The sequence below is a fragment of the Pasteurella dagmatis genome, assembly GCF_900186835.1.
GTDB lineage: Bacteria > Pseudomonadota > Gammaproteobacteria > Enterobacterales > Pasteurellaceae > Pasteurella > Pasteurella dagmatis.
The window spans coordinates 1586052-1606917 of sequence record NZ_LT906448.1; the positions used below are offsets into that span (position 1 = coordinate 1586052).

The window sequence follows — 20866 nt, forward strand, 5'->3', positions numbered from 1 at the left end:
TTCTACTCTTTAAATTTGTTTGATTCTAAAAATAACACAAGCCCTTATTTCGAGAAAAGCCTTATTCATAGGCTTTCAATCCTGAAATTTCTTTGCCTTTTGCCATATTTTTAAGCAACGGTACAAGGTCTTCCATTAGTGCCAATTCTTTGATGCGGCGGTCTTTCCAGCCAAGCTCCAAAGGCTCGAGCAGGTCGGTGAGTTTTTCACCGTCAAAAATCATTCGGTTCAGAATCTCGGCAACAAAATCAGACAGTGCTTCACCTGCGATGCCGTGCTTTTCTGAAAGTGCGGCCAGTTTTTCATTGTTTTTTGCCTGTCTGAATGCCTGATAACCTGCTTTGACTTCTTTTTCATTCAGGGCTTCGCCTGCTTTCAGGCTGTCGATATAGGCGATGATGTCGTCTTTTTCTTCCATTAAATCGCTGCTGGCGGCAATCAATTCAACCAGTTGGGTACGGCTCATTTGCTGTTTTTTCGGCTTGCTGCTGTTTTCGGCAATCAGCTTCATAATGTAGTCGTAATCAATAATCGCGGAGGAGAACAGTACAAATTCAAAATCCAGTTGTGCTAATTCAGGGGTAAGCGGTGATTTTTCTTGTACTATTTGCGATTTGATTTTTTGTGCCATATCCAAATACACGCCTTTGAAAGCGCGCTGGGCATCGTTCGGTAAAACGGCTTCAATGGTTTGCTGTTGTTTTTCGCTTAAATCGGTGTATTGCCCCAATTGTGTTTTGAAGCGTTGTACTTCTTTAAACAGGTTGATAAAACCTGCCCGTGCTGTATCACCTTTGAGATTGTAGGCTTCAGATGGTTCGCAAGCTAATCCTTGCGAAGACATAAAATCTTGCAATTGTGTCATCGCATTTTGTAGTTTAGTTATTACGATTTCGGCAGGATCGACAATCCAGATTTCTTTGGCACGGTCTTGGTCTTGCCCCGAAAAGCGTTTGATGGCTTCGTCCACTTGCTCTTGCTGCCCACGAAAGTCCAAAATATTGCCGTAGGGTTTTGCCGCATTCAAAACGCGGTTGGTGCGGGAGAATGCCTGAATCAAGCCGTGATATTTCAGGTTTTTATCCACATACAGCGTGTTTAGGTATTTGCTGTCAAAGCCTGTTAAAAGCATATCCACCACAATTGTGATGTCAATTTTGTCTTGGTGGGGATAGTCTTTGTCAGGGTATTGGTGGTCTTTAATCCGTTTTTGAACATCCTGATAATACAGGTCGAATTCGCCGATACTGTGGTTGGTGCTGTATTGGCGGTTGTAGTCGTCGATAATGGATTTTAATGCGGCTTTTTTGCCATTTGGATCATTTTTGTTGTCCTGCTCTTCTTGCGGTAAATCCGCTTGAATTTGGACAATGTCTTTATTGCCTTCGGCTGGTGGAGAGAAAACGCAGGCGATATTAAGCGGCACGAAATCGGGATTTTCCGCCTGCCGTTTTTCTTGTGTTTCTTTAAACAAACGCTGATATTCCACCGCATCATTGATGGAGGCGGTGGCGAAAACAGCATTAAAACGCCGATGGTCTGTGGCTGCATCGTGTTTGCTTAAAATGGAATCTACAATCGCCTGCTTGGTTACGGGGTGATTTGCAGATACGCCTGCATTGCCTTCGGCTTTGTAATAATCAATGTGGAATTTCAATACATTGCCGTCATCAATGGCGTTGGTAATGGTATAGGCATGAAGCTGTTTTTCAAAAATATCTTCTGTGGTTTGATAAGAAGCGTCTGTGCCGTCAATGCGTTTGTAGCTGGCGTTTTCTTCAAAAATAGGCGTTCCCGTAAAGCCGAACAGTTGGACATTGGGGAAAAAGTTTTTAATCGCTTGATGGTTTTCGCCGAATTGGCTGCGGTGGCATTCGTCAAAAATAAAGACCATGCGTTTGTTTTTCAGGCTGCCTAATTGTGAGCGGTACACCCCGTTTTCTTTGAGTGCCAAGCCTAATTTTTGAATGGTGGTTACAATGACTTTATCCGCATAGTCGTCGGACAACAGGCGGTTTACCAAAGTATGAGTATGGGTGTTTTCTTCTACGCAGCCTTGCTGGAAGCGGTTGAATTCTTCTCTGGTTTGGCGGTCAAGATCTTTTCTGTCCACCACAAACAGGCATTTGTCAATATCGGGATTGTCTTTGAGCAAAGTAGAGGCTTTAAACGAAGTCAGTGTTTTGCCCGAGCCTGTGGTATGCCAGATATAGCCGTTGCCGCGGTTTTCGTGAATACAGTCCACAATCGCTTTGACCGCATAAATCTGATACGGGCGCATCATTAACAGTTTCTGTTCGCTTGCCACCAGCACCATATAGCGGCTAATCATTCTGCCCAAAGTACATTTTTCCAAAAATTTATCGGCAAAATCATTTAAATGGTTGATTTTTCGGTTAGCTTCGTCAGCAAAATGGTACACGGGCAAAAAACGTTCATCGGCGGCAAAGGCAAAATGCTTGTTTTGATTGTTGGCAAAATAGTAGGTGCTGCTTTCGTTGCTGACGATAAAAAGCTGTATAAAACACAGCAGGCTGTTGCCATAGCCGTTGCCTGTGTCGTTTTTGTATTCGATGATTTGCTCGATGGCTTTTTTGGGCGGAATTTGCAGGGTTTTGAGTTCAACCTGCACCACGGGAATGCCGTTAATCAGCAAAATCACGTCATAACGGTGATGGCTGTTTTCAGTATTGATGCGCAGTTGGCTGATGACTTCGTAATCGTTTTTACACCAGTCTTTGATATTGACCAGCGTGTAATTAAGTGGCGTATCGTCTTCGCGGATAAAGGTGTTGGTTTCGCGTAGAATTTTGGCGGCGGCAAACACATCGGGGGTGATGATTTCCAGTTTCAAACGTTCAAATTCACTGTAGGTTAAACGAACACGGTTGAGCTTCTCAAATTTCTCGCGGAAATTCTTTTCCAAGGTCTCTTTGTCATGAATATCATCGCGGTAGGTGTATTTCAAATCGATCAGTTTTTGGATGAATTTTTGTTCTATCGCAGCTTCGGTATAGTTCATAATGTAAATGTAAGGTTAAGAAATATTTCGATAATTTTAGCATAAATCCAATGGGCTAATATAGAAGCAGAAAAATATTCAATACTGTCTGAAAAACTTTTCAGATAGCATTTGCTTTATAAGTAATCGTAAATTCACAACATTTACGACCGCTTGTATTTTAAAATCGACTCAAGTCCAATCCTCCTGCCGTTTTTTCATTGGCTTTGAAATAAGCTAGGTGAGTTTCGATTTGTTCGAGGTAACTCACGATATTTGGATAATCCGCTTTGTTCACATAGTTTAAACCTCATTGTAGTGGGAAACTTAACGCAAAATCTGAGCCCGTGAGCTGTTCGCTCACGATCTAAATTTTACCTTCCAGCGATTGTTCTACATGATTGAAATATAAACCGACTTGCGCAAGGGGGTATTGTGCAAAGTCACCTAAATCGCCTTTCTTCGACACTAGCGCCAGTAAGTTTACCGACAACATAGAAACTGAAATAGCTAACCAATACCTTCAGACTTCTTCACTTTCTATGGGGCGTATGAAATTGCGGATAATCAAGTTGTACTTGCCGTGTTCAGAATTAACCTTGATGAATCAGAGAGCGATGAAAGTCCAAACATCGCTGATGTTGAAGTGAGCTTTGCAGAAAGTGAACGTAATCTACAATGTCCTGCACGCATTAGAAAACACCTTACACAAGCCGATTTTGTCGCAAGAGCAAATATCGCTTATCCGCCAGTAATGGAAGACTTGTTGTGGGAAAAGGATTCTATCAATAAAAAATCACCTAAAAAGACCATTTCTACTGAAAAAGCAAATCCTAGTTGGGATTTTGATGACGACGTTGAATTTTAAGTGATCGATTCAATATTCTTTAAATTACAAAGCCTTGAACTTATCATTAAGCTAAAGGCTTTCTTTTTGGCGGTCAATTGTTCAAGTTTTGGTTTTGTGCAACTGCTACATAATACCGGGTAATCCCTAAAAGTGCGGTCAATTTAGCCGCACTTTTCTTTTTAATTAGCGAGATATAGCCTTTTCTAATATCCTCTTTTCTTATGCTATAATCAGGCCAACTTGTATTTTTAATTTGTTCAAATTCCTTTTGTCTTTATGAAAAAATTGCTTACTTTATTGTTATTGCTTGTGTTTCTTGCTGCTGTTGCACTCTTTTTTGGTTATCAACATCTACAAGGATTTACTAGCCAACCAGTCAATGTCAAACCTAATCAGCTGTTAACGATTGAACGTGGCACAACTGGCAATAAATTAGCAAAGTTATTAGAACAGGAACAATTAATCAATGATGCTACCCTGCTGCCTTATTTGCTCAAGCTGAATCCACAATTAAATAAAATTAAAGCTGGTACTTATTCCCTCAATAACATCAAAACAATGGGGGATTTGTTGAATGTAGTTAACGAAGGAAAAGAAGTGCAATTAACTATTCAATTTATTGAAGGAGATACGTTTAGCACATGGCGAAAAGTTTGGGAAAATGCACCGCACTTAACTCAAACGCTGAAAGGCAAAAGTGAAGCAGAAATTTTTGCATTACTTGATTTACCCAACAATGTTAAAGCTATTCAAGAATGGAAAAAAGTGGAGGGTTGGCTTGCACCAGATACTTATCATTACACGCCGAATTCTACCGATCTTGCCTTGTTAAAACGTGCCGCAGAACGTACTAAAAAAACATTAACTCAAGCTTGGGAAAAACGGGATAAAGATCTTCCGTTAAATAATCAATATGAAATGTTGATCTTAGCTTCAATTGTAGAAAAAGAAACTGCGATTGAATCGGAACGCAAACGTGTTGCTTCAGTTTTTATCAATCGTCTCAATAAAAAAATGAAATTACAAACTGACCCAACAGTGATTTACGGAATGGGCGACAGTTATAAAGGCAACATTCGTAAAAAAGATTTAGAAACACCAACCGCATATAACACCTATGTAATTGATGGTTTACCACCAACCCCGATTGCAATGCCAAGTGAAAGTGCTATTTTTGCGGTCGCTAACCCAGAAAAAACCGACTATCTTTACTTTGTAGCTGATGGCACTGGTGGACATAAATTTAGCAAAACACTTGCAGAACATAATCGTGCAGTACAGGAATATTTGCGTTGGTATCGCAGTCAACAAAATGGAAAATAATATGAAAACAGGCAAATTTATTGTGCTTGAAGGAATTGAAGGTGCAGGCAAAACCACTGCTCGTGACAGCATTGTACGTGCTTTAAACGCATATGGCATTCAAGATATTGTGTTTACTCGTGAGCCCGGTGGCACGCCATTGGCTGAAAAATTACGCCACCTAATAAAACACGAAACAGAAGAGCCCGTTACAGACAAAGCAGAATTGTTAATGCTTTATGCGGCACGTATTCAACTCGTCGAAAATGTCATTAAACCAGCACTTGCCGAAGGAAAATGGGTAATTGGAGATCGCCACGATATGTCTTCACAAGCATACCAAGGTGGAGGACGTCAATTAGACAAAACCTTACTTTTAACACTGAAAGAAACAGTGCTTGGTGATTTCGAACCTGACTTAACGTTGTATTTAGATATTGATCCTGTATTGGGTTTAACTCGTGCACGTGGACGTGGAGCGTTGGATCGTATTGAACAACAAAATATTGATTTTTTTCAGCGTACTCGTCAGCGTTATTTAGAATTAGTACAAGATAATCCTAAAGCTTGTTGTATTGATGCATCACACGAAATTGATAAAGTAAGTGCTGACGTACAAAGTGCGGTCGAAAATTGGTTAATTTCACTTAAAGCATAAGAATGAATTTATATCCTTGGTTACAACCCTATTATCAACAAAGTATCTCAGCATTTCAGCAAGGGCATGGGCATCACGCACTGCTGTTTAAAGCAGATCAGGGCTTAGGTACCGATCAACTGTTAGATGCATTAGGGCACTGGTTAATGTGTCAAAATCCTCAAGATCAACAACCTTGTGGACAATGTCATCATTGCCATTTAACACAAGCCCATAATCATCCCGATATTTATCAATTAGCACCGATTGAAAATAAAGATATTGGCGTTGACCAAGTACGTGAAATCAATGAAAAAATTAACCAACACGCACAACAAGGTGGCAATAAAATTATTTATGTGCGAGGCGTTGATCGTTTAACTGAGGCGGCAGCAAATGCAATGCTTAAAACCCTAGAAGAGCCTCGCCCCAATACCTATTTTTTATTGCAAACGGATATATCATCGCCGGTAATGCCAACAATTTATAGTCGCTGCCAAGCGCAAACAATCAATCCACCAGCAATGGCAATAGCAAGTATTTGGCTGCAACAACAAAGTGCGGTCGAAATTTCAGAAATTCAGACCGCTCTTCGTATTAGTTATGGTCGCCCGTTAACTGCACTTTCTGTGTTAGAACAAGGTTTGCTAGAAAAACGTCGTGAGTTTTTACGCCAATTTTGGTTGTTCTATCGTAAATGCTCACCATTAGAATTAATGCCCCTTTTTGATAAGGCGATTGTCTTCCATCAGCTTGATTGGATTATTGCATTTCTTGCAGATGCCTTAAAAGCGAAATTACACATTCGTGAAAATTGGATTTGTGAAGATTTAGCTGCGGGCATTCAACAATTTAGCGCTCAGCAAAACGCACAAGGCTTGCTAAAAGCCACGCAAATTATGCAACAAGTGCGTGCTGATTTGCTGCAAATAAATGCCGTCAACCAAGAATTAATATTATTAGACGGCTTAACTCGATTAATTACTGAAGTATTTGAAGGATAAAAATGTTTATTGTAGATTCACACTGCCATCTTGATGCACTTGATTATGAAAACTTACACCAAAGTGTTGATGATGTGGTTAATAAAGCACTAGCACGTGATGTAAAACATATGCTGGCAGTCGGCGTAACATTAAGCCGTTTTGAAAAGATTTACCCAACATTAGCGAAATTTGATAATGTCTCTTTAGCTTGTGGCGTACACCCATTGGATATTGAGGATGAGCCCTTTGATTATGAGCGTTTATCGAAATTAGCAAACAATCCAAAAGTAGTAGCAATTGGCGAAACCGGCTTAGATTATTATTACAGTGCGGATAATAAAACGCTACAACAAACCCTTTTTGCACAACAAATTCAACTAGCAAATTCACTAAATAAACCAGTAATTGTGCATACACGCAGTGCACGAGAAGATACAATTCGTATTTTAGCTGAAAATCACGCAGAGAAGTGCGGTGGCGTTCTGCATTGTTTTACTGAAAACCTCGAAATGGCAAAACAAGGCTTGGATTTAGGCTTATACATTTCACTTTCAGGTATTATTACCTTTAAAAATGCCGAAGAAATCCGAGAGGTAGCACGTCAAGTGCCACTTGATCGCTTATTAGTGGAAACTGACTCGCCTTATTTAGCGCCAGTGCCTTATCGTGGCAAACAAAACCAACCGGCTTATGTCCGTGAAGTCTGTGAATACGTAGCAACGTTAAAAGGTGTATCTTTTGAAGAGTTTGCCCAAATAACCACACAAAACTTTGAACGTTTATTCAAAATTAATGTACAATAATTAAACTACACTCTCTTGGATAACATTTGGCTAAAGGATATACAATGCGAAAATTTTTTAAATTCTTTTTTCTTACGGTGATTTTTCTATTTCACGCGGTCTTATTCGCAACTGTGAATTTTGTGACTCCAAGTTATGAAGTAACGCGTGTTACTGGTGTTGAAGTAAAACGTGTGGATAAAGACGGCCCTATTACCAAAGCTAACCCCGCGGATGGTCCAACACGTGATGTATATTTTATTAACACGCAAAATTCGGAAGGTAAGATTATGGTGTATCGCAATGAAGATACCCGCTGGGGATTTCCGTTTTACTTTAAATTTGGTTCAGCAAATTTACACGCTGAGGCTGAAGCATTAATGCACGATCATCCAAAAGTACAAATCAAATACTATGGTTGGCGTTTAGTAATGTTTGATGAATTCCGCAATGCAGTGAGTATTAAAGCAGCAGAAGAAAATGAATCAGCAGGCTATCCAATTCTGTCTTATGTACTTTATTTTATCTTATTGATTACCTTATTCTTTTCAATCCAGTTCGTACGTGGCTGGTTCGACAGCGAAAACTAACAACCTCCTATCTTTGTTGCGGTTTAATCAAAAATTAAACCGCACTTTCTTTTTCTTATAGCAATCAACACGAGAGAATTTATGAGTTTATTTGAGGCAATTTTAAGTCTAGCAGTATTGATCATTATCAGTGCTGTGGTGTCAGCTGCCGAAATGTCTTTAGCAGGGGCTCGCAAGCTTAAATTACAAAGTTTAGTCAACGAAGGGGATAAACGTGCTGAATTAGTTCTTAATTTACAAAGCAAGCCGGGGCGTTTTATTACTGTTGTTCAAATAGGGCTTAATATGGTAGCAATTCTTGGGGGGATTATTGGTGAAAGTGCAATACGCCCTTATTTATCTATTGCATTGACCAACCACATCAGCGCTGAATGGTTAGACAGTACTGCATCTTGGTTAGCTTTCGCCTTAGTGACTAGCTCATTTATTTTACTGGCTGATTTAGTACCAAAACGTTTAGCAATGATCAATCCAGAAAAAGTAGCATTAAGTACCGTACACATTATGTCATTCTGTATTTTTGTGCTGAAACCACTGGTACTGATTTTTGATTCTATTGCGAACGGATTTTTCAAACTATTCCATATTTCTACGGTACGTGAAGAAAATATGACGCCAGAAGATATTGTGGCCATCGTTGGTGCTGGTGCAGAGGCTGGTGTTGTAAAAGCACAGGAGCATTACTTAATTGAAAATATTTTCGATATGCAAGAAAGAACAGTCACATCAACAATGACTACTCGTGAAAATATTGTCTTTTTAGACCGCTCTTTTGATCGCCAAGCAGTCTTAGATACACTTACCAAAAACTCACATTCTAAGTTACTCATTTGTGATAACGGCTTAGATCGCATTTTAGGTTATGTGGAATCGCATACTTTACTTACGATGTATTTACAAGTGGAAAAAGGTGTTTCACTCACAGACAGTAGACTATTGCGTAAAAGTTTATTTGTCCCAGATACGCTTTCTTTATTTGAAGTGTTAGAATTATTCAAATCCACAGGTGAAGATTTTGCTGTAATTGTCAATGAATATGCACTTGTCGTAGGCATTATCACCTTAAATGATGTAATGAGTATTGTAATGGGTGAGCTTGTATCGAACGAAGAAGAACAAATTGTGCGTCGAGATGAAGACTCTTGGCTAATTGAAGGTGCGACACCATTAGAAGACGTGATGCGTGCATTAAATTTAAGTAGTTTTCCGGGAGAGGAAAATTATGAAACTATCAGTGGTTTTATGATGTATATGTTGCGTAAAATCCCGAAAAAAACCGATTTTGTTCTGTACGATAAATACAAATTTGAAATTATTGATACCGAGCATTTCAAAATTGATCAATTATTGGTGTCTTTACGCAAAGATCTTGATCGCACATCTGGATAGTCTAAGAAGGAATATCCCCTCTTTTAAATTAAAACTGCGCTTTCTATTTTCTCATCAATTAATATATAGCTAAATAGCTAAAAAATTAGACAATAAGGAAATTATTCTGTAAAAATACGGTCTAATTATTGTCAATTTTTCTATTAACTTATTGGACTAGCCATGCATTCAAATGTATCAAAAAACAACCGCACATTGTTATTCCCTATTTTTTTCTTTGTCGCAGTTAACTTATTGGTATTTAGCTTATCTCGTTTAGGGCTCTCACTTTGGCAAGCAGAACGTATAAACGCCGTTGACGGCTGGGCTGAATTATTCTTACAAGGGGTACGAATTGATATCGTATCCCTTTGTTATCTATTTGGTTTGCCAGCATTACTAACCGTATTGCTCTATCACCACAATCAATTAGGTTATATTTGGCAAAAAATTTTGAGAGTATGGCTGACAGCTGGTAGTGTATTTATTCTCTTTATGGAAATTTCTACCCCTGCATTTATTGAAACCTATGATTTCCGCCCAAATCGCCTTTTTATTGAATATCTTATCTATCCAAAAGAAGTATTCACGATGTTATTTGAAGGGCATTTACTGTCAATGGTGACAAGCTTAGTCGTTACAATCCTTGCAACAATTTTCTACTGGAAATTAGCCGGATGGTCGGTCAGAAATTTATCCTCAATGAGCTGGAAATTTCGCCCCCTCGTTTCAATTTTAGTTATTGCTATAGCTTTCATTGGGGCACGCTCAACTTTAGCTCATCGTGGTATCAACCCTGCGATGGTCGCTTTTTCCTCTGATGGTTTAGTAAATTCACTTGTACTCAACTCCGGTTATTCAGTGATTTATGCTGCACAACAGTTTAAAGATGAAGACAATGCAGCTGCACTTTATGGAAAAATGTCCACAGAAGAAATTCTACAAATCGTGAAACAAGCACGTGGGCGCCCCAATAGTGATTATATTTCAGAAACTATTCCCACACTCACGAAAAACCAAGCCACTTATCAAGGCAAACCGAAAAATATTGTTATCGTATTAGAAGAAAGCCTTGGTGCACAATTTATTGGCTCATTAGGTGGTTTACCACTGTCACCTGAATTTGACAAACTGGCTCAAGAAGGTTGGTTATTTGAAAATCTGTATGCCACAGGTACACGTTCTGTGCGTGGTATCGAAGCGGTAACTGCTGGCTTCACACCAACACCGGCACGCGCTGTTGTTAAACTCAGTAATAGCCAAAACGGTTTCTTCACAATTGCAGACTTGTTAAGCAAACAAGGTTATCACACATCTTTTATTTATGGTGGTGAGAAACATTTTGACAATATGGCAAGCTTCTTCTACGGCAATGGTTTCCAAGAAATTATTGATGAAAAAGATTATGTGAATCCGAAATTCCAAGCAACCTGGGGGATGAGTGATGAAGATCTTTTTGACAAAGCACACGAAACTTTCACGAAATTACACAAAGAAGGAAAACCATTCTTTAGCTTAGTATTCAGCTCAAGTAACCACGATCCATTTGAATTTCCAGACGGTAAAATCGAGTTATACGAGCAACCTAAACAAACCCGCAACAACGCAGCCAAATATGCTGATTACGCAATTGGTCACTTCTTTAAATTAGCGAAACAATCTGATTATTGGAAAGATACCGTATTCTTAGTCATAGCAGACCACGACTCACGTGTGTCTGGTGCAGCACTCGTACCAATTAAACATTTCCATATTCCTGCATTATTATTAGGTGAACATATTGAGCCAAAACGTGACCCACGTTTAGTGAGCCAAATTGATATGCCAACTACGCTACTTTCCATTGCAGGCATTAGTGGTGAATACCCAATGATTGGTTATGACTTAACCCAACAAAACGATCCTAATCGTGCATTCATGCAATATGACCAAACATTAGCGATGATGAAAGGCAACGAAGTAGTTATCCTCGCACCGAAAATACCGGCGAAAACTTATCTATACGATAAACAATCACATAAATTCATCGATGCAGAACTGCCAGAAAGTTTGAAGAAAGAAGCATTAGCACATTCATTGTTAGGCAGTTATTTATATAAACATCGGTTATATAAATCAGAGGATAAAAAATAACCTCACTCAGTATTAAGTTAAGGCGAATTTTTATATTCGCCTTAATTTTATTCAATAACCATAGTTTATTTTTAAATTTTTTTTAACATTTTCACAAAAAAGAATAAAGTTTATAATTTTTCTTGCTAAAAAATGTTATAAAGGAAAAGATACTAACACAAAAAGAGGGGAAAAATGTTAACACCTATTCAAAACTTTTTAAAACAAGAGGCCGCTGGTGGTATCTTGCTCTTTATTTTTGCAATTCTCGCAATTGTCTTAGCGAATACACCGTTAAGCACATTTTATTTTGATTTTTTACAAACACCCGGAGTGGTTCAAATTGGTTCATTCAGTATTAACAAACCATTATTAATGTGGGTAAATGATGGTTTAATGGCTGTTTTCTTTATGCTTGTTGGAATGGAAGTAAAACGTGAATTACTTGAAGGTTCATTATCAAGTTATCAACGTGCTATTTTCCCTGCGATTGCCGCAATTGGCGGTATGGTTGTACCAGCACTTATTTTCATTTTATTAAATTCAACTCATCCTGAATACCAACAAGGTTGGGCAATTCCAATGGCAACTGATATTGCCTTTGCCTTAGGGGTTGTTGCATTGCTAGGAAAGCGTGTTCCATTACCATTAAAAATCTTCTTACTTGCATTAGCGATCATTGATGACTTAGGTGCGATAGTCGTTATTGCTCTATTTTTCTCTCACGATTTAAGTCCACAAGCATTTTTATTTGCTGGCTTTGCTGTGTCAGTATTATTTATTATGAACCGCTTAAAAATCACAGCATTATCAGCTTATGGTATCGTCGGAATTATCTTATGGGCATCAGTACTTAAATCTGGCGTTCATGCCACCTTAGCTGGCGTAATTATTGGCTTTTGTATTCCATTAAACGGTAAAAAGGGTGAACGTCCATTAGATGAATTTGAACATACCCTTTCACCATGGAGTGCATTTGCTATCCTTCCATTATTTGCATTCTGTAATGCTGGTGTATCTTTATTTGGCTTAGGCGAAAATGCATTTACATCCACACTATCATTAGGTATCACCTTCGGTTTATTAGTGGGTAAACCATTAGGTATTTTTGCATTCTCATTTATTGCAGTGAAATTAAAAATCGCAAAATTATCAAAAGGGATTAACTTTAAACAAATTTTTGCTGTTTCTGTGCTTTGTGGTATCGGTTTTACCATGTCGATGTTCCTTGCAGGGCTTGCCTTTGGAGGTGAAAGCGATGGCGAAAATGTAACCGCACTAGCACGTCTAGGAATCTTACTTGGTTCAGGTGTTTCCGCTATATTAGGTTACCTATTATTAAAATTATCTACACGCAATCAATCTATTAGTGATACAGAATAACCAATATAAAGATGCCACCTACAAGCTGTAGGTGGTATTTTATCATTAGCCGACTAAATTTTGCCTCAATCAAGAGATAATACATTTATATGTGAGACAGTTGAGTATTATTCTTTGATTAAGTATAAATATAGAAAAATAGCGGAATTTCCCGCTATTTTTTGTTATCCTTAAAACAAATTTTACGTTTTATGGATAAACATTTATGTCAAACCACGAAAATCTTGCTGAAAATCAACCGCACTTAACACAACCAACCGCCCATACTCACAATAAAGTAGAAGAAACAACGCATTTCGGCTTCAAAACTGTCGCTAAATCTGAAAAGCAAAAAATGGTGGCTAATGTATTCCATTCAGTCGCAGGTAAATATGATTTGATGAATGATTTGCTATCATTTGGTATTCACCGCATTTGGAAGCGTTTCACTATTGATTGTAGTGGTGTTCGCAAAGGGCATAAGGTATTAGATCTTGCTGGAGGTACAGGTGATTTCACTGCAAAATTTTCTCGTATTGTAGGTTCAGAAGGTGAAGTGGTACTAGCAGACATTAACGATTCAATGCTACGTGTAGGACGAGAGAAATTGCGTAACCTTGGTGTCGTAGGTAATGTTAATTATGTGCAAGCCAATGCAGAAGCATTGCCTTTCCCTGATAATACTTTTGATTGTGTGATTATCAGCTTTGGATTACGTAATGTAACTGATAAAGATAAAGCATTGCGTTCAATGTTCCGTGTATTAAAACCGGGTGGTCGTTTATTAGTGCTTGAGTTCTCAAAACCGATTCTAGATCCATTGAGCAAAATCTATAATTTTTACTCTTTCAATATTTTGCCCAAAATTGGTGAAGTCGTTGTCAATGATGCGGATAGCTATCGTTATCTTGCCGAATCTATCCGTATGCATCCAGAACAAGATATTTTAAAACAAATGATGGTTGATGCAGGCTTTGAACAAGTCAACTACTATAATTTAAGTGCGGGGATTGTTGCATTACACCGGGGTTATAAATTCTGACTGTGAGGATACAACAATGAATTATCGAGTAGGTAATCATTCAATTCTAGTCTGTGTTTTATTAGGACTCGATATTCTTCTCCATGCTATACAAATATGGTTAAGCGTACCAATTTTCTTTGATACGATGGATTATAGTGGTACCATGATAACACCACTAACCGTGCTCAATCCAGAAACCGTTGAGCGAATAGCACTTAACCTCAATTTCTCTTATATAAAGTTATCAATCCATTTCATCATTGGGTTTATTATATTAGCTTGGATTTACCGAGCACACCATTTTACAAGTACAGTCATCAAGGCTAAAAATCTTCGATTTACTGATGGAGCTTGTATAGTTTACTTTTTTATTCCCTTTGCAAACCTCTTTATGCCTTATCGAGCAATAAAAGAAACTTGGCTTGCAAGTGAGAACCCAACGCAATGGCAAAATGAGCCAACTCCAGCTGTTCTGATTGTTTGGTGGTTACTATTTCTACTACAAATCCCACTCTGCCTTCTGTCATTTACTGTCTTTGCCCCCGATATGGATGCGGCTTTAGCAAATGGCATTGCGTTATTTGCAATAGTTGGAAGTGTGATTGCCATCATTCAAACGCTAGCTTTTGTGCTCATCGTCTTACAAATACAAAACATTCAAAATAAGTATAAACCTAAGATATCATCACAGACTAAACCAAAAGATGTACCTAAGAATCCTTTAGTGAGTTAATGACCATCATGAAACCATTAAATATTTTTCAGCAATTAATGTTGCCACAATTTATTACAGCAGGCTTAGAAACCTTGCTAAACAAACTAATTGCACACACGGAATATTGCGAACCTTATCTTCGTAAATTAGATAACAAAGTACTGACAGTGAAACCACAAAAATTGCATTTTCCGTTGTATTTTGTATTTTCTCAACAGGGTATTGATTTATTTACTCAATATGAAGGTGAGCCAGATTGCTCGGTAGAAATTACGCCAAATTTGCTCTTCCAGATGCCTAAAAAAGCAGAATTAAGCCAATTTATCAATGATAAATCCATTTTGCTACAAGGCGATCTACAAGTATTGCAAGAGTTTGTAGCACTGATCGAATTTATAGAGAAAGATCCCGCAGAATTGCTATCTCATTATATTGGTGATGTCTCTGCACAAAGTGCGGTGGATTTTTTACGAAAATTGAATCAGATTTTAAAATACAAAATAAGTCAAAGCCAACAATTTTGGGGCGAGCGTTTAACGGAAGAATGGCAAGTTGTGACACCAAGTTTAGCCATTGCAGACTTTTGTGATCAAGTCAAAATTCTCGAAAAAGACACCGCACTTTTAGAACAAAAAGTTACCAAGCTCTTGCGATAAATTACTCAGCAATACGGATACATAATGCAGTTAAAAGATATTAAGCACCTTTACACCATCATCAAAACCTTCCTTATTTATGGCATAGATGAGGCACTTCCACATAATCAATATACACGCCCCATTCGTTGCTGGCGTAAAATACTGTTTTGGCTACATCACCAACACAAAGACAAATCTTTTGGATTACGCCTTCGTTTAGCATTACAAGAATTAGGGCCTGTATGGATTAAACTTGGCCAAATGTTATCGACACGCCGTGATTTATTCCCCCTTGAAATTGCAGATGAATTGGCATTATTACAAGATCAAGTGGAACCTTTTGACGGCAAAATTGCACGTCAACAAATTGAAAAAGCATTAGGTGCGCCATTAGAAACCTGGTTTGATGAGTTTGATGAAAATGCCCTCGCCTCTGCTTCAATCGCACAAGTGCATACCGCAAAATTTAAACAAAATCTACCGCACTTGAATGTCAATTCAGAAGACAATTTAGCTAATAAAGAGGTTGTTTTCAAAGTCCTGCGCCCAAACATTCAACAAATGATTGATGCAGATTTAAGTTTAATGTACAAACTTGCTAGCTGGCTCCCTCGCTTAAAAGCAGAAGGTCGTCGCTTACGTCCAGTGGAAGTTGTGCGTGAATATGAAAAAACCTTACGTGATGAACTTGATTTACGTCGAGAAATGGCAAATGCTATTCAGTTACGCGCCAATTTTGAAAACAGCCCAATGTTGTATATACCTAAAATGTACAAGCAATTCTGTCATCAAAATGTGATCGTAATGGAGCGTATTTATGGTATTCCGGTATCAAATGTATCAGAACTAGAGGCCAACGGTACCAACATGAAGTTATTGGCAGAACGTGGTGTACAAGTATTCTTCACTCAGGTTTTCCGAGACAGTTTCTTCCACGCAGATATGCACCCCGGTAATATCTTTGTCAGCCGTGAACATCCTGAAAATCCACAGTACATTGGCATTGATTGCGGTATCATCGGCCGTTTAAATGAACACGATAAACGCTATTTAGCTGAAAGTTTCGTTGCATTTTTTAATCGTGATTATCGTCGTGTAGCAGAAATGCACGTTGCATCAGGTTGGACACCAAAAGATACTAATATTGATGATTTTGAACAAGCATTTCGTGAAGTATGTGAACCAATTTTCGCTAAACCACTTTCGGAAATTTCATTTGGTCATGTTTTATTTAATTTGTTCAATGTTGCTCGTGAATACAATATGGAAGTGCAGCCTCAATTAGTGCTATTACAAAAAACACTACTCTATATTGAAGGTTTAGGCAGACAGCTTTATCCACAACTTGATTTATGGGATACTGCAAAACCATTCTTACAAGACTGGCTTGATGAACAAATGGGCGTAAAAGCATTTGTGAGAACGGTGAAACACAAATTCCCTTATTGGCGTGAGCATTTTGTCGATTTACCCGAAAATCTCATGACAGCAATTCAACAGCAAGAGCTCATTACACAAGAATTAGCAAAAATGAACAGCACTTTACTCAGTAAGCAGAGCAAAGGTAAAATCAGTGGATTCTGTTTGGGCTTAATCAGTGGCTTACTGATCTGGGTAATCTCAAGTTATTTATTCTGATCTATTTCAACAAAATAGAAAATATTGCGAATTAGCTATTGTTCAGGAAACCTAAAAAAGCTATATTCATCAACATCATTTTTTAAACAAAGAAGGAAAAATTATGGGCGGTATCAGCATTTGGCAACTACTTATTATTGTCGCAATTGTTGTTTTATTATTCGGAACAAAAAAATTAAGAACTTTAGGCTCAGATTTGGGAGAGTCTGTTAAAGGTTTCAAAAAAGCAATGTCTGATGAGTCAAAAGATGCAGAATTCAAAGCATTAAATGACGAAAGTGAAACAACCGCAAAATCTGAAAAAGCGAAGGATAAAGAACAAGCATAATGTTTGATATTGGTTTTTCAGAATTAGTTCTGATTTTTATTATTGGTCTGCTCGTTCTTGGACCAAAACGTTTACCTGTAGCGATCCGTACTGTAATGGGCTGGGTTGCTACGGTGCGAGGGCTTGCGAATAACGTTCAGAATGAATTAAAACAAGAACTCAAATTGCAAGAGTTACAAGAAAGTATAAAAAAGGCAGAACAGTTCAATTTACAGCAACTTTCTCCTGAATTTAGTAAAACCGTAGAAGAACTCAAAGCTTCTGCAGATAAATTACGAACTGAATTAGAAGAAAAAGCTGCTGCAACAAATACGACTTTAACAGAGCAAATCCAAGAAATGAAGGATTCGGTTAAACCAACTGCACAAGACGAGCAACTCACTCAAGCTCAAACAGTGGCAGATCAGCAATCTACCGAAGAAACTTCTGTAGAAATAACCGCACTTTCACCTGCGGAGCAAGCTGAATTAGCCGAAGAAAATGATGAAATGGCACATATTCAGCAATATTATTCTGATGACGATATGATGGATGAACCTGTTCTTGCTCCTGAACTCCACTCACAGCCACAAACACAAGATAAGAAAGCATAATGAGCGTTGAAGAATCTCAACCCCTAATTAGCCATTTGATGGAACTTCGCAATCGCTTACTTAAAGCGATTACTTTTATTGCGATAGTCTTCTGTGGATTAGTTTACTTTGCGAATGATATTTATAATTTTGTCGCATCACCTTTAATCGAACATCTACCCACCGGCGCAAGTATGATCGCAACCAATATTGCGACACCTTTTTTTACGCCAATTAAATTAACCGCGGTTGTAGCTGTATTTATTTCGGTACCTTATTTACTCTACCAAATTTGGGCATTTGTTGCGCCTGCGTTATACCAACATGAAAAACGCTTAATTTACCCACTATTATTCTCAAGTACTATTCTCTTTTATTTAGGAGTAGCATTTGCCTATTATGTAGTGTTCCCTTTGGTATTTGGTTTTCTAACGAAAACGGCACCTGAAGGTGTCGCCATCGCAACAGATATTAGTAGCTACTTAGATTTTGTCTTAACTATCTTTTTAGCCTTTGGCGTGTGCTTTGAAGTACCCGTTGCTATTATTCTACTTTGCTGGACAGGCGTAACAACACCTGATGATTTAAAAGCGAAACGACCTTACATTATCGTAGCCGCTTTCGTGATCGGTATGTTACTTACCCCACCTGACATTTTCTCGCAAACTCTATTGGCAATTCCAATGTGGTTATTGTTTGAAATTGGTGTCGTCGTTGCACGCTTCTATCGTCCAAGAGAGCAGGATGAGAAAACAGAATAAGAAACGGGCGGGATTTTTTCCGCCCTTTTTATATTGTTTTCCAAAATCCAAATTGTCATAAGACATTAGAAAATAAGGAGTTAATATGGCTCAGCAAATTTTTACAGGTTTCCCTCATCGTCGTTTACGCCGTATGCGTAAACACGATTTTAGCCGTCGTTTAATGGCAGAAAACAAACTGACTACAGATGATTTAATTTATCCTGTTTTTATTCTAGACGGAGAAAATTACCGTGAGCCTGTGCCTTCAATGCCTGGAGTTGAACGTTTGACAGTTGATCAACTTTTAATTGAAGCAGGCTTATTAGTGAAATACGGGGTACCTGTGATCGCACTATTCCCCGTTATTGAACAAGATAAAAAATCATTAATGGCAGAAGAAGCATACAACCCTAATGGTTTAGTGCAACGTGCAGTAAAAGCATTGAAGAATGCTTATCCGCAATTAGGTGTGCTTACAGACATAGCACTGGATCCTTACACTGTACACGGTCAAGATGGCATTATTGATGACGAAAGTTATGTACTTAATGACATCACCACTGATATTCTAGTAAAACAAGCACTGTCTCATGCTGAAGCAGGTGCTGATATTGTCGCTCCAAGCGATATGATGGACGGTAGAATTGGTAAAATTCGTACCGCACTTGAAGAAAAAGGTTTTGTAAATACGCTGATCATGGCTTACTCCGCTAAATATGCTTCAAATTATTATGGTCCCTTCCGCAACGCTGTCGGCTCTGCATCTAATTTAAAAGGTGGTGATAAAAAAACCTATCAGCTTGACCCAGCCAATAGCGACGAAGGCTTGCAAGAAGTAGCACTCGACTTACAAGAAGGTGCAGATATGGTGATGGTAAAACCGGGTATGCCCTATCTTGATTTAGTGTATAGAGTGAAAACCCATTTTGGTGTCCCTACTTTTGCCTACCAAGTGTCTGGTGAATACGCAATGCACCAAGCCGCAATACAAAATGGTTGGTTAAAAGAAAAAGAATGTATTATAGAATCTTTGCTATGCTTTAAACGTGCAGGTGCTGATGGTATTCTCACATATTACGCCAAACAAGTTGCCGAATGGCTCTATGAAGAAAAACAACAAAACTCAATATAAATGAAGGTTAGCTAAAAATAACTGTTTTTAAAAAATTGCCTCAGATAATTAAGCAAGAAATCGTTAATTTTCTGAGGCGTGTGTCATTATGTGAATTTATTTGCCTGTTTGCTTCTCAAACCAACTTTCTAAAATTAAGCAGGCTGAGATGCCATCTACTTTACTTTTATTCAATGCCTTATAACCACCACGCTCAAAAATTTCTGCACGTGCTTCCGTAGTGGTTAAACGCTCATCTTGTAATTCGACTTGAACACCAAAACGGCCATTTAATCGGTTAGCAAATTTTCTAGCTCTTGTAGTCAACTCTTGTTCTGTGCCGTCCATATTCAGCGGCAAACCCACTACCACCAAATCTGGCCGCCATTCATTTAAACATTTTTCGATGGCATCCCAATTTGGGATACCATCTTGTGCTTTAAACGCAGGTAAAGCTTGTGCTGTTCTTGTAATACTCTGTCCAACGGCACAGCCAATGCTTTTTGTGCCAAAGTCAAAGGCTAATACTGTGATGCACATTAGCAATGTCCCGCTTGGTGTGCAAAATTATGATGTTGAATACCAAGCAATAAATTCGCCTCTAACCAACGTTCTTCATAAGGCACATCAAATAAAATGCGATTATTAGCAGGCACAACTAGCCAATCGTTATTCACAATTTCATCTTCAAGCTGATTAGGCGACCAACTCGCACAACCCAATGTAACCAAATATTTCTCAGGGGCTTGCTTTGTACCAAAAGTATCAATAACATCTGCCGAAGTAGTTAAAGTAAGCTGATCTGTAACTTTATAGCTATGTTTAAAATCTTGTTCTGTTTTGGTATGCAAAATAAAGCCACGTTCAACATTAGTTGGGCCACCTGCAAGCACTAAGTCATTACTATAAGTGCGGTCAGTTTTCATCATAAAATTCATTTTTGCACACAATTCAGCGATACTTAAATCTGTCGGCTGATTAAGTACTAAACCCATTGAGCCTTGATCGTTATGTTCGCAAATATAAACCACTGAACGAGAAAAATAATCATCTTCCATTTGTGGCATTGCAATTAAAAAATGATCTTGTAATTCCATCATTATCTCT

The 20866-nt window shown here is 38.2% G+C and carries 20 protein-coding genes; 17 read left to right on the top strand and 3 right to left on the bottom strand.

Features of this window, described 5'->3' with window-relative positions; all coding sequences use genetic code 11:
• Positions 1-61: 61 nt before the first annotated feature.
• On the bottom strand, positions 62-3022 hold the full coding sequence (locus CKV78_RS07150; protein ID WP_032855374.1) for a type I restriction endonuclease subunit R: 2961 nt from the start codon (positions 3020-3022) through the stop codon (positions 62-64).
• Positions 3023-3584: 562 nt separating this feature from the next.
• Between CKV78_RS07150 and CKV78_RS07160 the strand changes: the two genes are divergently transcribed.
• From CKV78_RS07160 to hemB, 17 genes are all read left to right on the top strand, one after another.
• Entirely contained in the window at positions 3585-3869 is a 285-nt protein-coding gene (locus CKV78_RS07160) for a hypothetical protein (protein ID WP_005763381.1), read from the top strand.
• A 258-nt stretch (positions 3870-4127) separates the two neighbouring features.
• Complete coding sequence (gene mltG / locus CKV78_RS07165; protein ID WP_005763382.1) at positions 4128-5174, top strand: endolytic transglycosylase MltG; 1047 nt, start codon at positions 4128-4130, stop codon at positions 5172-5174.
• A gap of 1 nt (position 5175) precedes the next feature.
• Positions 5176-5811 carry a dTMP kinase gene (gene tmk, locus CKV78_RS07170; protein ID WP_032855375.1) on the top strand — a complete coding sequence of 212 codons (636 nt, stop codon included), beginning with the start codon at positions 5176-5178 and terminating at the stop codon, positions 5809-5811.
• A gap of 2 nt (positions 5812-5813) precedes the next feature.
• The gene (locus CKV78_RS07175) at positions 5814-6794 is read left to right on the top strand and encodes a DNA polymerase III subunit delta' (RefSeq protein ID WP_005763384.1); all 981 of its coding nucleotides are present in this window, start codon (positions 5814-5816) and stop codon (positions 6792-6794) included.
• 2 nt (positions 6795-6796) lie between these two features.
• Positions 6797-7579: a YchF/TatD family DNA exonuclease gene (locus CKV78_RS07180; RefSeq protein ID WP_005763385.1), complete on the top strand. Its 783-nt coding sequence runs from the start codon at positions 6797-6799 to the stop codon at positions 7577-7579.
• Between the two features lie 44 nt (positions 7580-7623).
• Positions 7624-8148 (top strand): DUF1523 family protein, encoded by a 525-nt coding sequence (locus tag CKV78_RS07185; protein ID WP_005763386.1) that lies wholly within the window; start codon positions 7624-7626, stop codon positions 8146-8148.
• An 81-nt stretch (positions 8149-8229) separates the two neighbouring features.
• Positions 8230-9537, top strand: coding sequence for a hemolysin family protein (locus CKV78_RS07190; protein ID WP_005763387.1), 1308 nt, complete (start codon positions 8230-8232; stop codon positions 9535-9537).
• 162 nt (positions 9538-9699) lie between these two features.
• A complete protein-coding gene (locus CKV78_RS07195; protein ID WP_005763388.1) occupies positions 9700-11649 on the top strand; it encodes an LTA synthase family protein in 1950 nt (649 codons plus the stop codon).
• Positions 11650-11823: 174 nt separating this feature from the next.
• A complete protein-coding gene (gene nhaA / locus CKV78_RS07200; protein ID WP_005763389.1) occupies positions 11824-13011 on the top strand; it encodes a Na+/H+ antiporter NhaA in 1188 nt (395 codons plus the stop codon).
• 205 nt (positions 13012-13216) lie between these two features.
• Positions 13217-14032, top strand: coding sequence for a bifunctional demethylmenaquinone methyltransferase/2-methoxy-6-polyprenyl-1,4-benzoquinol methylase UbiE (ubiE, locus tag CKV78_RS07205; protein ID WP_005763390.1), 816 nt, complete (start codon positions 13217-13219; stop codon positions 14030-14032).
• 16 nt (positions 14033-14048) lie between these two features.
• Positions 14049-14747, top strand: coding sequence for a DUF4328 domain-containing protein (locus tag CKV78_RS07210; protein WP_005763391.1), 699 nt, complete (start codon positions 14049-14051; stop codon positions 14745-14747).
• Positions 14747-15385 (top strand): ubiquinone biosynthesis accessory factor UbiJ, encoded by a 639-nt coding sequence (locus CKV78_RS07215; protein ID WP_005763393.1) that lies wholly within the window; start codon positions 14747-14749, stop codon positions 15383-15385. Before CKV78_RS07210 ends, CKV78_RS07215 begins: the two co-directional genes overlap by 1 nt.
• A 24-nt stretch (positions 15386-15409) precedes the next feature.
• Positions 15410-17005 carry a ubiquinone biosynthesis regulatory protein kinase UbiB gene (ubiB, locus tag CKV78_RS07220; RefSeq protein WP_005763395.1) on the top strand — a complete coding sequence of 532 codons (1596 nt, stop codon included), beginning with the start codon at positions 15410-15412 and terminating at the stop codon, positions 17003-17005.
• 103 nt (positions 17006-17108) lie between these two features.
• On the top strand, positions 17109-17333 hold the full coding sequence (gene tatA, locus CKV78_RS07225) for a Sec-independent protein translocase subunit TatA (protein WP_005763396.1): 225 nt from the start codon (positions 17109-17111) through the stop codon (positions 17331-17333).
• Positions 17333-17926, top strand: coding sequence for a Sec-independent protein translocase protein TatB (gene tatB / locus CKV78_RS07230; RefSeq protein WP_005763397.1), 594 nt, complete (start codon positions 17333-17335; stop codon positions 17924-17926). Before tatA ends, tatB begins: the two co-directional genes overlap by 1 nt.
• Positions 17926-18666, top strand: coding sequence for a twin-arginine translocase subunit TatC (gene tatC, locus CKV78_RS07235; protein WP_005763399.1), 741 nt, complete (start codon positions 17926-17928; stop codon positions 18664-18666). Before tatB ends, tatC begins: the two co-directional genes overlap by 1 nt.
• A gap of 85 nt (positions 18667-18751) precedes the next feature.
• The gene (gene hemB / locus CKV78_RS07240) at positions 18752-19780 is read left to right on the top strand and encodes a porphobilinogen synthase (RefSeq protein WP_005763401.1); all 1029 of its coding nucleotides are present in this window, start codon (positions 18752-18754) and stop codon (positions 19778-19780) included.
• A 96-nt stretch (positions 19781-19876) separates the two neighbouring features.
• Here the strand turns inward: hemB and ruvX are convergent, their stop codons facing one another.
• A complete protein-coding gene (ruvX, locus tag CKV78_RS07245; protein ID WP_005763402.1) occupies positions 19877-20299 on the bottom strand; it encodes a Holliday junction resolvase RuvX in 423 nt (140 codons plus the stop codon).
• On the bottom strand, positions 20299-20856 hold the full coding sequence (locus CKV78_RS07250; RefSeq protein WP_032855376.1) for a YqgE/AlgH family protein: 558 nt from the start codon (positions 20854-20856) through the stop codon (positions 20299-20301). Before CKV78_RS07250 ends, ruvX begins: the two co-directional genes overlap by 1 nt.
• Positions 20857-20866: the final 10 nt, after the last annotated feature.